Annotated in this window: 10 protein-coding genes; all 10 read left to right on the top strand. The window is 74.1% G+C overall.

Annotation, left to right across the window (positions count from 1 at the left end; genetic code table 11):
• From ACZ6A9_RS13895 to ACZ6A9_RS13940, 10 genes are read left to right on the top strand one after another with little or no spacing between them, the layout of a single operon-like run.
• On the top strand, nucleotides 1-2,190 hold the full coding sequence (locus ACZ6A9_RS13895) for a bi-domain-containing oxidoreductase (RefSeq protein ID WP_468984151.1): 2,190 nt from the start codon (nucleotides 1-3) through the stop codon (nucleotides 2,188-2,190).
• Nucleotides 2,187-4,379 carry a heparinase II/III family protein gene (locus ACZ6A9_RS13900; RefSeq protein WP_468984153.1) on the top strand — a complete coding sequence of 731 codons (2,193 nt, stop codon included), beginning with the start codon at nucleotides 2,187-2,189 and terminating at the stop codon, nucleotides 4,377-4,379. Before ACZ6A9_RS13895 ends, ACZ6A9_RS13900 begins: the two co-directional genes overlap by 4 nt.
• Before the next feature lie 17 nt (nucleotides 4,380-4,396).
• Nucleotides 4,397-5,917, top strand: a complete 1,521-nt coding sequence (locus tag ACZ6A9_RS13905) for a right-handed parallel beta-helix repeat-containing protein (RefSeq protein WP_468984156.1) — start codon at nucleotides 4,397-4,399, stop codon at nucleotides 5,915-5,917.
• Nucleotide 5,918: 1 nt separating this feature from the next.
• On the top strand, nucleotides 5,919-7,151 hold the full coding sequence (locus ACZ6A9_RS13910; protein WP_468984159.1) for an O-antigen ligase domain-containing protein: 1,233 nt from the start codon (nucleotides 5,919-5,921) through the stop codon (nucleotides 7,149-7,151).
• Nucleotides 7,152-7,153: 2 nt separating this feature from the next.
• On the top strand, nucleotides 7,154-8,425 hold the full coding sequence (locus ACZ6A9_RS13915) for a glycosyltransferase (protein WP_468984162.1): 1,272 nt from the start codon (nucleotides 7,154-7,156) through the stop codon (nucleotides 8,423-8,425).
• Entirely contained in the window at nucleotides 8,422-9,657 is a 1,236-nt protein-coding gene (locus ACZ6A9_RS13920) for a class I SAM-dependent methyltransferase (protein WP_468984164.1), read from the top strand. Before ACZ6A9_RS13915 ends, ACZ6A9_RS13920 begins: the two co-directional genes overlap by 4 nt.
• Nucleotides 9,654-10,454 carry a glycosyltransferase family protein gene (locus tag ACZ6A9_RS13925; RefSeq protein ID WP_468984169.1) on the top strand — a complete coding sequence of 267 codons (801 nt, stop codon included), beginning with the start codon at nucleotides 9,654-9,656 and terminating at the stop codon, nucleotides 10,452-10,454. Before ACZ6A9_RS13920 ends, ACZ6A9_RS13925 begins: the two co-directional genes overlap by 4 nt.
• On the top strand, nucleotides 10,451-11,098 hold the full coding sequence (locus tag ACZ6A9_RS13930; protein ID WP_468984171.1) for a PIG-L deacetylase family protein: 648 nt from the start codon (nucleotides 10,451-10,453) through the stop codon (nucleotides 11,096-11,098). Before ACZ6A9_RS13925 ends, ACZ6A9_RS13930 begins: the two co-directional genes overlap by 4 nt.
• Before the next feature lie 2 nt (nucleotides 11,099-11,100).
• Nucleotides 11,101-12,126, top strand: coding sequence for an NAD-dependent epimerase/dehydratase family protein (locus tag ACZ6A9_RS13935; protein ID WP_468984174.1), 1,026 nt, complete (start codon nucleotides 11,101-11,103; stop codon nucleotides 12,124-12,126).
• Nucleotides 12,114-13,397, top strand: a complete 1,284-nt coding sequence (locus tag ACZ6A9_RS13940; RefSeq protein ID WP_468984177.1) for a DUF4910 domain-containing protein — start codon at nucleotides 12,114-12,116, stop codon at nucleotides 13,395-13,397. Before ACZ6A9_RS13935 ends, ACZ6A9_RS13940 begins: the two co-directional genes overlap by 13 nt.
• The last annotated feature ends 3 nt before the right edge of the window (nucleotides 13,398-13,400 follow it).

The raw sequence follows: 13,400 nt of genomic DNA on the forward strand, positions 1-13,400 counted from the left end.
GTGAAACAGGTCGTACAGAACTACAAGACCGGCGAACTGGCCCTGCTCGACGTGCCGGTGCCGGGGTGCAAGCCGGGCGGGGTGCTGGTCCGCACCTCCTACTCGCTGATCTCCACCGGCACCGAGCTGATGAAGGTGTCCGAGGCCGGCATGTCGATGCTGGGCAAGGCGCGCTCCCGGCCCGACCAGGTGGCCAAGGTGATGCAGAGCGTGGCCGTCAACGGCGTGCCCGCCACCTACCGCAAGGTGATGGGCAAGCTGGACTCCTGGACGCCGCTCGGCTACTCGCTGTGCGGGGTGGTGGAGCAGGTCGGCGCCGGGATCGACGACGTGAAGGCCGGCGACCTGGTGGCCTGCGCCGGGAACGAGCACGCGCTGCACGCCGAGCTGAACTGGGTGCCGAAGAACCTCTACTCCCCGGTGCCGGACGGTCTCGCGCCGCGGCACGCGGCGTTCGGCACCGTCGGGTCGATCGCGCTGCAGGGGGTGCGCCGGGGCGAGCCGCAGCTCGGTGACGTGGCCCTGGTCATCGGCCTGGGGCTGATCGGCCAGCTGGTGGTGCAGCTGCTCGCCGCCTCGGGGGTGCGGGTCGTCGGGGCCGACCCCGACCCGGTGCGCTGCGAGCTCGCCGAACGGCTGGGCGCGGCGGCCTGCGGCGACCCCGGCTCGCCGGCCGTGGAACAGGCCGTCGCCGAACTCACCGGCGGGCTGGGCGTGGACCAGGTGTACCTGGCCGCCGGCGGGGACAGCAACCAGCCCGTCGAGCTGGCGGCACGGCTCTCCCGCGACCGGGGCCGGGTGATCGACATCGGCAAGTGCCGTCTCGACCTGCCGTGGAACGCGTACTACGAGAAGGAACTCGACGTCCGCTTCTCCCGCAGCTACGGTCCCGGGCGCTATGACCCCGAGTACGAGCTCCAGGGCCGGGACTACCCGGTCGGCTACGTGCGCTGGACCGAGCGCCGCAACCTGGCGTGCTTCCTCGACCTCGCCGCCCGGGGCCGCGTGGACGTGGAGCCGCTGGTCTCCCACACGGCCGGCTTCGACGACGCCGTTCAGACGTACCGGAGTCTTCAGGACGGCGGCCTCAAGGCCGTGGCCGTGCTGTTCCGCTACCCCGGGCAGCCGGAGCCGGGGAAGGCGCCGGCTCCGCAGGTGGTGGTGCCCGCGGTGCGGCGCGGCGGCCGGGTGCCCGCCCCGGCCCGGGCCTCCGGGACGCCGGTGCGGCTGGCGTTCGTCGGCGCGGGCACCTACGCGTCGTCGATGCTGCTGCCGCACCTGGTGGGGCGCGAGGGTGTCGAGCTGTCCACGGTCGTCACCACGACGGCGCTGTCCGCGGCCAACGCGCAGCACAGGTTCGGCTTCGCCGGGGCGACCACCGACCTCGACGCCGTGCTCGGCGACACGTCCGTCGACGCGGTGTTCGTGGTCACCCGGCACAGTTCGCACGCCGAACTGACCCGGAAGGCGCTGCTGGCCGGCAAGGCGGTGTTCGTGGAGAAGCCGCTGGCGCTCACCGGGGACGAACTGGCGGGCGTGCTGGCGGCGGTGGAGGAGTCCGGCAACGACCGGCTCCAGGTGGGCTTCAACCGCGGGTTCGCGCCGCTGCTGCGGGAGGCCCGGGAGAGGTTCGGCGCCCGCACCGGGCCGGGACACGTCCGTTACCTGGTCAACGCCGGCCGTCTCGACCACGGCAGCTGGTACCTCCAGCAGGGCACGGAGGGCTCGCGGTTCGTCGGCGAGGGCGGACACTTCGTCGACACGGCGAGCCGGCTGCTCGGGGCCGACCCGGTCTCGGTGTACGCGCTCGCCACCCCCGGCGGTGACGACCTCCAGGTCGTGCTGCGCTACCCGGACGGGTCCACCGCCACCATCAGCTACGTCACCACCGGCCCGTCCGGTTTCCCCAAGGAGACCCTGGACCTGGTCGCGGACGGGCGCGCGCTGCGCCTGGACGACTTCGTCCGCGCCTCGGTCTACGACGGCCGCAAGCGCTGGGTCAGTTCGCGGCTGCCCAAGGCCCGGGACAAGGGCCAGTCCGCCCAGCTGGCGGCCTTCGTCAGGGCGGTGCGGACCGGCGGTCCGATGCCGGTGCCGCTGGAGTCGCTGGCCGCCACCACGGCGGCGACCCTCGCCGTCCCGGCCGGCCTGGCCGCAGGCGTGCCGGTGACGCTGGCGGGGGCGCGATGACCGTGAGCGCGGGGAGTCCGGGCTGGTACCTGCGCCGGCTGTCCCGGATGGGGCCGCGGGAGGTCGGCGGCCGGGTGGGCGACGCCGTGCGCAGACGGCGGTGGCGGTCGGCGCCGCCGCCGGCCTGCCCGGGCGTGACCGGCGCCCGGTTCACCGCCGTCCTGCCCGCCGGGACGATCGTCTCGGTGCCGCCGGACGCGGCGAAACACCTCGTCGCCGAGGCGGACCGGCTGATGGCCGGGCACGCCGCGTTCTTCGGGGTGGAGCGCGAGGACCTGACCGACCCGGACTGGTGGTTCGACCCGAAGACCGGTCGGCGCGCACCGGGGGGCTACGCCTTCGACGTGCCGTACCGGGACGAGGACGCGGTCGGTGACGTCAAGCAGATCTGGGAGCCGTCCCGGCACCAGTACCTCACCGTGCTCGCGGCCGCGTACGCGGTCACCGGGGACGAACGGTACGCCGAGCGTGTCGCCGGACACCTGCGGTCGTGGTGGACGGTCAACCCGCCGCTGCGCGGGGTGCACTGGACCAGCGGCATCGAGCTGGGCATCCGGCTGCTGTCCTGGGTGTGGATCCGCCGGCTGCTCGACGGCTGGCCGGGCGCGGCCGGGCTGTTCGAGGACGACCCGGTGGCACGGAACCAGATCTGGCACCACCAGCGCTGGCTGGCCGCGTTCCCCAGCCGGGGGTCCTCGGCCAACAACCACGCGGTCGCCGAGGCGGCCGGGCAGCTCGCCGCGGCCTGCGCGTTCGGCTGGTTCCCCGAGTCGGCGCGGCTGCGGGCCGACGCGCTGCGGTCGCTGGAGCGGCACCTGCGCGGCAACACCTTCCGCTCCGGCCTCAACCGCGAGCTGGCCACCGAGTACCACGGGCTGGTGCTGGAACTCGGCCTGGCCGCCGTCGCCGAGGCCGACGCCGCGGGCGTGCCGGTGCCCGCGACCGTGCGGCTGGTGCTGCTGCGGATGACGGACGCGCTCGCGGCCGTCGTGGACGACCGGCTGCGGCCTCCCCGCCAGGGGGACGCCGACGACGGGCACGGCCTGGTCGTGGACGGTGCGGGCACCGACCGCTGGGGCTCGCTGCTGGCCACCGGGGACGCCGTGTTCGGCCGGCTCCCGTGGTGGCCGGAGGTGACCGGCACGGACGTACGCACCCCGCTGCTGGCCGCGCTGATCCGCCCCGGCGTCCCGCCGCTCCCCGGCCGCGCTCCCGCGCCCGGCGCCCGCGCCGGTGCGGTCGGCCGCGCCTCGGCGGGCGCCGGCCGTACGACGCCGCCGGAGCGGTGGCTGCGCCCGGCCGTCCGGACCCGCCGGGCGGCTCCGCCGGACGGGGGGCCGCTTCCCGGGGCCGGCGGCACCGCCCGGCGCGGGCAGGCACCGGACCTCACAGCGCCCGCCGCCGGCGGGAACCGTCCGGCGGGCGCCGCCGCGTCCGTGCCCCGCCCGGCGAGCCGGCCGGACCACTTCGCCGACGCGGGGCTCACCGTCCTGCGCGGGCCGGGAGGGATCTGGTGCCGCTGCGACGGCGGCCCGCACGGGTTCCTGTCCATCGCCGCGCACGCCCACGCGGACGCGCTGTCCGTGGAGGTCCGGCACGACGGCGTCGACGTGCTCGCCGACCCGGGGACCTACTGCTACCACGGTCAGCCCGAGTGGCGGCGGTACTTCCGGTCGACGCTCGGCCACAACACCCTGGAACTGGACGGCGCCGACCAGTCGCTCTCCGGTGGCCCGTTCCTGTGGACCCGGCACGCCCACAGCCGCGTCCTGTCCGCGGACACCGCCGGCGAGGTGGCCCGCTGGTGCGCCGAGCACGACGGGTACGGGACGTCCGTGCACCGGCGGACGGTGGAACTGACGCACGCCACGCGCGAGGTGAGGATCCTCGACGAGGTGCGCGGCCCGCGCCGGTCCGTACGCCTGGCGTTCCACCTCGGCCCCAAGGTCACCGCGGACCTGGCGGGCGGCCGGGCGGTGCTCGCCTGGTCCCGGGACGGCGAGGACCGCACCGCGGTGCTGGACCTGCCCGCGGGGCTTCACTGGCGGGCGCACCGCGGCGAGAGCGACCCGCCGCTCGGCTGGTACTCCCCCGGTTTCGGCCGCAGGGAACCCGCCACCACCCTGGTCGGCACCGGCTTCACCGGCGGCACGGCGGGCTTCACCACCGTGCTCGGGTTCACGGGCTGAAGGGGGGAGGAGGGCAGGTGCGGAGCACATGGCGGCGCCGGACGCCGGCGGCGGTACCGCTGGTACTGGTCCTGCTGGCGGGGACCGGCTGTGACAGCGCGCCGGACGCGCGGCCGGAGCCGACCGCCGCGCCGTCCGCCCCCGTGGCCCGGGTGTGCGACCGGCCCGAGCCCGGACCGGCGAAGGCGCCGGCGGGCGCGGTGAGCGTCGACCCCGCGGTCACCGGCGACCTCGCCGCAAAGACCAGGAACAGTCCCCCGCGCACCACCTTCTGGCTCCGGCCGGGCACGCACCGGCTCGGACCGGACCGCTACGCCCAGGTCGTCCCCAAGGAGGGCAACACCTACCTCGGGGCGCCGGGCGCGGTGCTCGACGGCCGCAGCACCAACCAGTACGCCTTCGGCGGCGCCGCCCGGGACGTCACCGTCCGTCACCTGACCGTGCGGGGCTTCGTCGCGCCGCACGACGAGGGCGTGGTCAATCACGACTCGGCCGACGGGTGGGTGATCGAGCACTCGACGATCCGGGACAACACCGGTGCCGGGCTGATGGCCGGGGCCCGCCAGCGGGTCCGCGCCAACTGCCTGCGCGACAACGGCCAGTACGGCATGAACGCCTACAAGGCCGGTGGCCGCATCACCGGCCTGGTGGTGGAGGGCAACGAGATCACCGGCAACAACACCGGCGACTGGGAGCGGAAGCGGCCGGGCTGCGGCTGCACCGGCGGCATCAAGTTCTGGGCCGTCGACGGCGCCGACGTACGCGGCAACTGGGTGCACGACAACCGCGGCAGCGGCCTGTGGGCGGACACCAACAACAACGACTTCCGCATCGAGGACAACGTTCTGGAGGCCAACGACGGTGCCGCGCTGATCTACGAGACCAGCTACAACGCGGTGGTCCGGGGGAACACGATCCGGCGGAACAACTGGGTCGAGGGCCGCCGGTACGCCGACCGCGGCGACACCTTCCCGTTCGCGACCGTCTACGTCTCCGAGTCCGGCGGCGAACCGCGGGTGCGGGCCCGCACGGACCGGATCGAGATCCACCGGAACGTGCTGGAGGACAACTGGTCCGGCATCACCCTGTGGGAGAACGCCGACCGGTTCTGCAACAGCCCCGCCAACACCTCCTCCGGCGACTGCACGCTGCTGGTGGAGGACACCGCCCGCTGCGCGCGGCCGGCGATCGCCACCGCGCCCCTGCGCTCCGACTGCCGGTGGAAGACCCAGCGGGTGGACATCCACCACAACCGCTTCCTGCTGGACACGTCCGTCGTCGACTGCGCGGACACGTGCGCCCGCATGGCGGTGCTGGCCAACTACGGCACCTACCCGGACTGGTCGCCGTACCAGGGCGAGGGGGTCGCCGAGGCGATCACCCACGAGCAGGACAACCGCTGGCACGACAACGTCTACGTCGGAGCGTGGACGTTCGTCGCCCACGACCCGAGCCGGGTGCTGGACCGCGGGCAGTGGCAGGGCGCGCCCTACCGGCAGGACGCGAACAGCACCTTCCGTACCCGGGACGGTGGTTGACATGGGTGCCGGGCGCACGCCGCGGGCCGTCGGGACCGCCTGGGGGCTGCTGGTCCTCAACACGCTCGGCTCCGCCGGGGCGAAGACCATCGTGCCGCTGCCCCGCTCCCTCATCCAGATGGTCACCATGGGCGCCCTGGTCGCCGCGTTCACGCTGGCGCTCGCGGTCGACCTCCGGCTGCGCGTGCGGCCGAGCGCCTTCCTGTTCCTGCTCACCCTGCTGCTGGTGCCCAGCGTGATCGCCAGCGCGAGCCTGGAGTCGGGCTTCGGCGCGCTGTTCCGCTGCGCCCGGCTGACCCTCTTCGTCGCCACCCTGTGGCTGCTCAGCCGCTGGTGGGACGGCGGCACCGGCTTCGTGCGGCACCACATCCGGATGTACTTCCTGGTGCTGTGCTCGGTGGCCGCCGGGCTGGCCGTCTCCCCGGGCGCCGCCCTGCCCGACCTCTACGGCGGGCGGCTGGTCGGCGCGCTGTGGCCGCTCACCCCGCCGCAGATCGGCCAGTACGCCGCGGTGATCACCGGGCTCAGCGTGCTGCTCCTGCTGGGCCGCCGCACCGACCGGGGCAGCGCGGCCCTGGTCGTCGTGCCGGCCCTGGCCCTGCTCGCCCTGACCCACACCCGTACGGCCACGCTCGGCCTGATCGCCGGGCTGACGGTGGCGATCGGCTCGCTCGTGCTGACCAGCGCCGCCGCCCGCCGGTTCTTCACCTGGGCCGTGCTGGTGGCCGCCGTGGCCGCGGTGGGATTCGGCTCCGCGCTGCAGGCGTGGTTCCTGCGCGGGCAGAGCCAGGAGAACTTCACCAGCCTCACCGGCCGGGCCAAGGTGTGGGACGCGCTGCTGGCGGCGCCCCGGACGACCACGGAGTACGTGTTCGGCGCGGGCCTGGGTGACAAGTCGTTCGGCGGGCTGCCCATCGACAACAGCTGGCTGGCCGTCTACCACGAGCAGGGGGTGACCGGGGTGACCCTGGTCGCGGCGATGATCGCCGTGCTGGGCGCTGTCGCGCTGCTGCGGCCGCCGTCGCTGTCGAGGGCCTGCGCCCTGTTCCTGATCAGCTACTGCGCGATCGCCTCGTACACCGAGGCCGGGCTGGGCGACGCCTCGCCGTACCTGCTGCATCTGACGGTGGCCGCCTCCCTGTTGGCGGCGCCCGCCGCGGCCCCGTCCCTCCCGCCGCCCGAGGTCCCCCGGCGGCGCGTTCCGCGGTGGGCCCGGCAATCGGAGGTGACCTGACCATGCACGTCCTCGTGGTGCACAACCGCTACGCCTCGGCGCAGCCGAGCGGGGAGAACAAGGTCGTCGACCAGGAGGTGGCGCTGCTGCGCGGGGCCGGCCACCGGGTCGGGCTGTTCGAGCGGCGCAGCGACGACATCGCCGGCCGGTCCCTGCCCGGCAAGGCCGCGCTGCCGCTGCTGGTGCCGTGGAACCCGGCGGTCCGCAGGGAGCTCGCCGCGCGGCTGCGCGCCGAACGGCCGGACGTGGTGCACGTCCACAACGTCTTCCCGCTGCTGTCGCCGGCGGTGCTGGCCGCCTGCGCCGACGCGGGGGTGCCCGCCGTCGCCACGCTGCACAACTACACCCAGGTCTGTCCGCCCGGCACGCTCCAGCGGGACGGCCGGCCGTGCACCGAGTGCGTCGGGGGATCACCGCTGCCCGCCGTGCGGCACGGCTGCTACCGGGGCTCCCGGCTGGCCACGGTGCCGCTGGCGGTCAGTCTGTCGGTGAACCGGCGGCGCTGGTGGTCCGGCGTGGAGCGGTTCTTCTGCATCTCCGCCGCGCAGCGCGACGTGCTGGTCGGGGCCGGGCTGCCGGCGGAGCGGCTGGCGGTGAAGCACAACTTCGTGCCCGATCCGGAGGTCCGCCGGGCGGGCGACGGTGAGCACCTGCTCTTCCTCGGCCGCCTCGCGGAGACCAAGGGCGTGCGGCTGCTGATGGCCGCGTGGGACGAGATCGCCGCCGGCGGCGGTGCGGGCGTACCGCTGGTGATCGCCGGGGCGGGGCCGCTGGAGCGGGAGGTGGCCGCCTGGGCGGCGGGCCGGGACGACGTGCGGTACGCCGGCCTGTACGACACCGATCGGTGCCGTCAGGCCGTCGCGCGGTCGGTCGCCGTGGTGGCTCCCTCGACGTGGCTGGAGACGTTCGGCCTGGTGGTCGTCGAGGCGATGGCGGCGGGGGTCCCGGCCGTCGCCGCCGGGCACGGCGCCTTCACCGAGCTCGTCGAGGACGGCAGGACGGGGCTGCTGCACCGGCCGGGCGACGCCGCCTCCCTCGCGGCCTGTCTGCGCCGGATCACCGCCGAGGGGGCCCGCAACCGGGAGATGGGGCGGGCGGCCCGGCGCCGGTACGAACGGGACTTCAGCCCGGCCGTCGGGCTGGAGCGCCTGCTGGAGGGGTACCGCACCGCGGTCGCGGGGCGGTCCGGCGGCGGGGTGGGCCCGCCGCCGGGGGACGCAAGCAGTGGCTCGCGGCGGGGTCACCCGCGCGGGCGGGATGGGGGCAGTAGATGACACGATGCCGACTCTGCGGTGCGGAGGCGCTCGCGAGCGTCGTCGACCTGGGGGCGACTCCGCCGTGCGAGAGCTTCCTCGCCGCGGACCAACTGGACCGGCCGGAACCGGCGTACCCGCTGCACCTGCGGGTGTGCACGGAGTGCTGGCTCGCGCAGATCCCTCCGCTGATCACTCCGGAGGAGACGTTCACCCAGTACGCGTACTTCTCCTCCTACTCGACCTCCTGGGTGGAGCACGCGCGCACCTTCGTCGCCGGCGCGGCGTCCCGGCTGGGCCTCGGCGCGGACTCCTTCGTGGTCGAGGTGGCGAGCAACGACGGGTACCTGCTGAGGCACGTGGTGGACCGCGGGATCCGCTGCCTGGGCATCGAGCCGTCGGTGAACGTGGGCGCCGCGGCACGTGACGCGGGAGTGCCCACGCTGACGGCGTTCCTCGACCCGGCCACCGGCGCGGACGTGCGGGCCGAGCACGGCCCGGCGGACCTGGTCGTGGCGAACAACGTGTACGCGCACATCCCCGACGTGGTCGGCTTCACCCGGGGGCTGCGCGCCCTGGTCGCCGACGACGGCTGGGTCTCCCTCGAGGTGCAGCACCTGCTGACCCTGATCGAGGAGAACCAGTACGACACGATCTACCACGAGCACTTCCAGTACTACACGGTCGCGGCGGCGGCCCGGGCGCTGGCCAGCGGCGGACTGACCCTGGTGGACGTGGAGCTGCTGCCGACGCACGGCGGCTCGATCCGGCTGTGGGCCCGGCCCGAGGGGGTGGCCGGCGAGCCGTCCCGGCGGGTGGCGGACGTGCTGGACCGGGAGAAGGCCGCCGGACTGCGGGAGCTGTCCGGGTACGCCGAGTTCGCCGCCCGGGTGGCCAAGGTGCGCCGGGACCTGCTGCGGTTCCTCATCGAGGCGGCGGAGCGCGGTGAGACGGTCGTCGGCTACGGCGCGCCGGGCAAGGGCAACACCCTGCTCAACCACTGCGGCATCCGGCCCGACCTGCTGCCGTACACGGTCGACCGCAACCCCTACAAGCACGGCAGGTTCACCCCCGGCACCCGCATCCCGGTCCTGCCGCCGGAGCGGATCGCCGCCGACCGGCCGGACTACGTCCTGGTGCTCCCGTGGAACCTGCGGGCCGAGCTGACCGAGCAGCTGTCCTTCGTGCACGAGTGGGGCGGACGGCTGGTCTTCCCCATACCGGAACTGAGCATTGTCGAGGTCGAGCGATGAAGGTCGTACTGTTCTGCGGCGGTTACGGGCTGCGGATGCGCAGCGGAACCTCCGACGACGTGCCCAAGCCGATGGCGATGGTCGGGCCGCGCCCGCTGATCTGGCACGTCATGCGCTACTACGCGTACTACGGGCACACCGAGTTCATCCTGTGCCTGGGCTACGGGGCGCACCACATCAAGGACTTCTTCCTCAACTACGAGGAGACGACGTCCAACGACTTCGTACTGCGGGGCGGGCGCACCGAGTTGCTGTCCACCGACATCGCGGACTGGACGATCACGTTCGCGCAGACCGGCATCGAGTCCCCGATCGGGGAGCGGCTGCGCCGGGTGCGGCACCACCTGGACGGCGACGAGATGTTCCTCGCCAACTACGCCGACGTGCTCACCGACGCGCCGCTGCCGGAGATGATCGACCGGTTCGCGCGGCGCGACGCCGGCGCGTCGATGATGGTGGTGCCGCCGCAGTCCTCGTTCCACTGCGTGGACCTGGGCGAGGACGGCCTGGTGGGGGGCATCACCCCGGTGAGTGAGCTGCCGCTGTGGGAGAACGGCGGCTACTTCGTGCTCCGCCGCGAGGTCCTCGACCACATCCCCGAGGGCGGTGACCTGGTCGCGGACGGCTGTGCCGGGCTCGCCAAGCAGGGGCGACTGGTGGCGTACCGGCACCGCGGCTTCTGGAAGCCGACCGACACCGTGAAGGAGCGGGCCGCGCTCGACGAGGCGTACGCGCGGGGCGACCGCCCGTGGGCGGTGTGGGAACGGGACGGTGCGGGCGCCGGGACGCGGGCGTGATCCGCCTCGGGACCGGCCGCCTGGACCGGGTCGTCGCGGTGGGCGCGCACTGCGACGACATCGCCATCGGCGCCGGCGGCACTCTGCTGGCCCTGTGCCTCGCCCGGCCCGGCATCCGCGTCGACGCGCTGGTGCTGTCCGGCGGCGGCGGTGAGCGGGAGCAGGAGGAGCGGGCCGCGCTCGCCGCCTTCTGCCCCGGTGCCGACCTGCGGCCGACCGTGCTCAAACTGCCGGACGGCCGGATACCGGCGCACTGGGAGGAGGCCAAGGCCGCGGTCGAGGAGCTGCGCGCCCGCACCGAGCCGGATCTCGTGCTGGCCCCGCGCACCGAGGACGCTCACCAGGACCACCGCGGCCTGGCGCGGCTGATGACCACCGCGTTCCGGGACCACCTGGTGCTCGGCTACGAGATCGTCAAGTGGGACGGCGACCTCGGCCGGATGACGGCGTACCAGCCGCTGTCGCCGGAGACCGCCGAGCGCAAGGTGCGGCTGCTGCAGGAGCACTACCCCTCGCAGCGGCACCGGCCCTGGTACGACCGGGAGGCCTTCCTCGGTCTGGCCCGGATCCGCGGCATCGAATGCCACGCGCGCTACGCCGAGGCGTTCACCGTCACCAAACTCACTCTCGACCTGGGGGAATGAACGTGCGCGTACTGCTGACCGGACACCAGGGCTACCTGGGCACCGTGATGGCCCCGGTCCTCACGGCCGCGGGCCACGAGGTCGTCGGTCTGGACTCCGGCCTGTTCGCCGACTGCGTCCTCGGCCCGGCACCCGCCGATCCGCCGGGGCACCGTGTGGACCTGCGGGACGTCACCGCCGAGCACGTGGCCGGGGTGGACGCCGTGATCCACCTGGCCGCGCTGTCCAACGACCCGCTGGGCTCGCTGGCTCCGGAACTCACCTACGACATCAACCACCACGCCTCGGTGCGGCTGGCCCGCTTGGCCCGCGACGCGGGGGTCCAGCGTTTCCTGTACGCGTCGACCTGCTCGGTCTACGGTGCCGCCGGCGGCGACGACTTGGTGGGCGAGGACGCCCCGCTGCGCCCGGTGACACCGTACGCGGAGTCCAAGGTGCGGGTGGAGGACGACCTGCACGCACTGGCCGACGGCGACTTCAGCCCCGTGTACATGCGCAACGCCACCGCGTTCGGGTTCTCCCCCCGGCTGCGCGCCGACATCGTGCTGAACAACCTGGTGGGCCACGCGCTGCTCTCCGGTGAGGTGCTGGTGCTCTCCGACGGCACCCCCTGGCGTCCGCTGGTGCACGCCGCCGACATCGCACGCGCCTTCACCGCCGCGCTGACCGCGCCGCGGGTGGCGGTGCACGACCGGGCGTTCAACATCGGCACCGAGACCAACAACGTCACGGTCGCGGAGATCGCCGGACAGGTCGCCGAGGCGGTGTCCGGCTCCAAGGTGGTGATCACCGGGGAGACCGGCGCCGACCCGCGGTCCTACCGGGTGGACTTCTCCCGCTTCCGTGCCGCCGTGCCCGGCTTCGACTGCGCGTGGACGGTGAAGCGGGGCGCGCTCGACCTCGCCGACGCCTACCGCACGCACGGGCTGACCCGGGAGGACTTCGAGGAGCGCTTCACCCGCCTCGCGGTGCTGCGGGCGGCCTCCGGCGCGGGCGCCGTCGACGACACCCTGCGGTGGCGCCGGTGACCGAGGTCGGCGAGGAGATGCACGCCCTGGTGCGGCGGTTGTACCCGCTGTGCCGGAGCATCACCGGCGACGGGGTGCGCGCCACCCTGGACATCGTCGGCGCGTACGTCCCGCTGGAGGTTCACGAGGTGCCAACCGGGACGCGGGTCCTGGACTGGACGGTGCCGCAGGAGTGGAACATCCGCGAGGCGTACATCGCCGACGCCTCCGGCCGCCGCGTCGTCGACTTCGCCGCGTCCAGCCTGCACGTCCTCGGCTACAGCGTGCCGGTGTCGGCGACCATGCCGCTCGCCGAACTCCGCCCTCACCTGCACACCCTGCCGGACCACCCGTCCTGGGTGCCGTACCGCACCAGCTACTACAAGCCGGAGTGGGGGTTCTGCCTGGCGCAGGAGACGCTGGACGCGATGCCGGACGGCGACTACGAGGTGCGGATCGACTCCACCCTCGCCGACGGCCACCTCACCTACGCCGAGCACGTGATTCCCGGCCAGGTCCCCGACGAGGTGATCGTCTCCTGCCACGTCTGCCACCCGTCGCTGGCCAACGACAACCTGGCCGGCGTCGCGGTGGCGGTCTTCCTGGCCCGGGCCCTGGCGGAGCGACGTCCCTACTACACCTACCGGTTCATCTTCGCTCCCGGCACCATCGGGGCGATCACCTGGCTGGCCCGCAACGCCGAGCGGGTGGCACGGGTCAGGCACGGCCTGGTGCTGGCCTGCGCCGGCGACCCGGGCGACCTGACGTACAAGCGGAGCCGGCGCGGCGACGCGGAGATCGACCGGGTGCTGCGGCACGTGCTGGCCGCCTCCGGGCGCCCGCACCGCGTCACCGGGTTCACCCCGTACGGCTACGACGAACGGCAGTACTGCTCACCTGGGTTCGACCTCGGGGTGGGGTCGCTCAGCCGGACCCCGTACGCCGGGTACCCCGAGTACCACACCTCGGCGGACAACCCGGACTTCGTCTCCCCGGCGGCGATGGCGGACACCCTCGCGGTCTGCCGGGAGGCGTTCGGCGTCCTCGACCGCAACCGGCGCTACGTCAACCTCAGCCCCTACGGCGAGCCGCAGTTGGGCCGGCGCGGGCTGTACGACTCCCTCGGGGGCCGCAGTGACGCCCAGCAGGCCCAGATGGCGATGCTGTGGGTGCTGAGCCTCTCCGACGGGGAGCACGGTCTGCTGGACGTCGCCGAGCGGTCCGGGCTGCCGTTCGACACCGTCGCGGCGGCGGCCGACGCCCTGCACGCCGCCGGACTGCTCAAGGCCTGACTC

It is taken from the genome of Streptomyces sp. NPDC041124, assembly GCF_055592385.1.

Excerpts from the sequence above, each read along its gene's own strand:
- ACZ6A9_RS13910 (WP_468984159.1), top strand. The coding sequence starts at position 5,919 with ATGGGTGCCGGGCGCACGCCGCGGGCCGTCGGGACCGCCTGGGGGCTG.
- ACZ6A9_RS13900 (WP_468984153.1), top strand. The coding sequence starts at position 2,187 with ATGACCGTGAGCGCGGGGAGTCCGGGCTGGTACCTGCGCCGGCTGTCC.
- ACZ6A9_RS13920 (WP_468984164.1), top strand. The coding sequence starts at position 8,422 with ATGACACGATGCCGACTCTGCGGTGCGGAGGCGCTCGCGAGCGTCGTC.
- ACZ6A9_RS13925 (WP_468984169.1), top strand. The coding sequence starts at position 9,654 with ATGAAGGTCGTACTGTTCTGCGGCGGTTACGGGCTGCGGATGCGCAGC.
- ACZ6A9_RS13915 (WP_468984162.1), top strand. The coding sequence starts at position 7,154 with ATGCACGTCCTCGTGGTGCACAACCGCTACGCCTCGGCGCAGCCGAGC.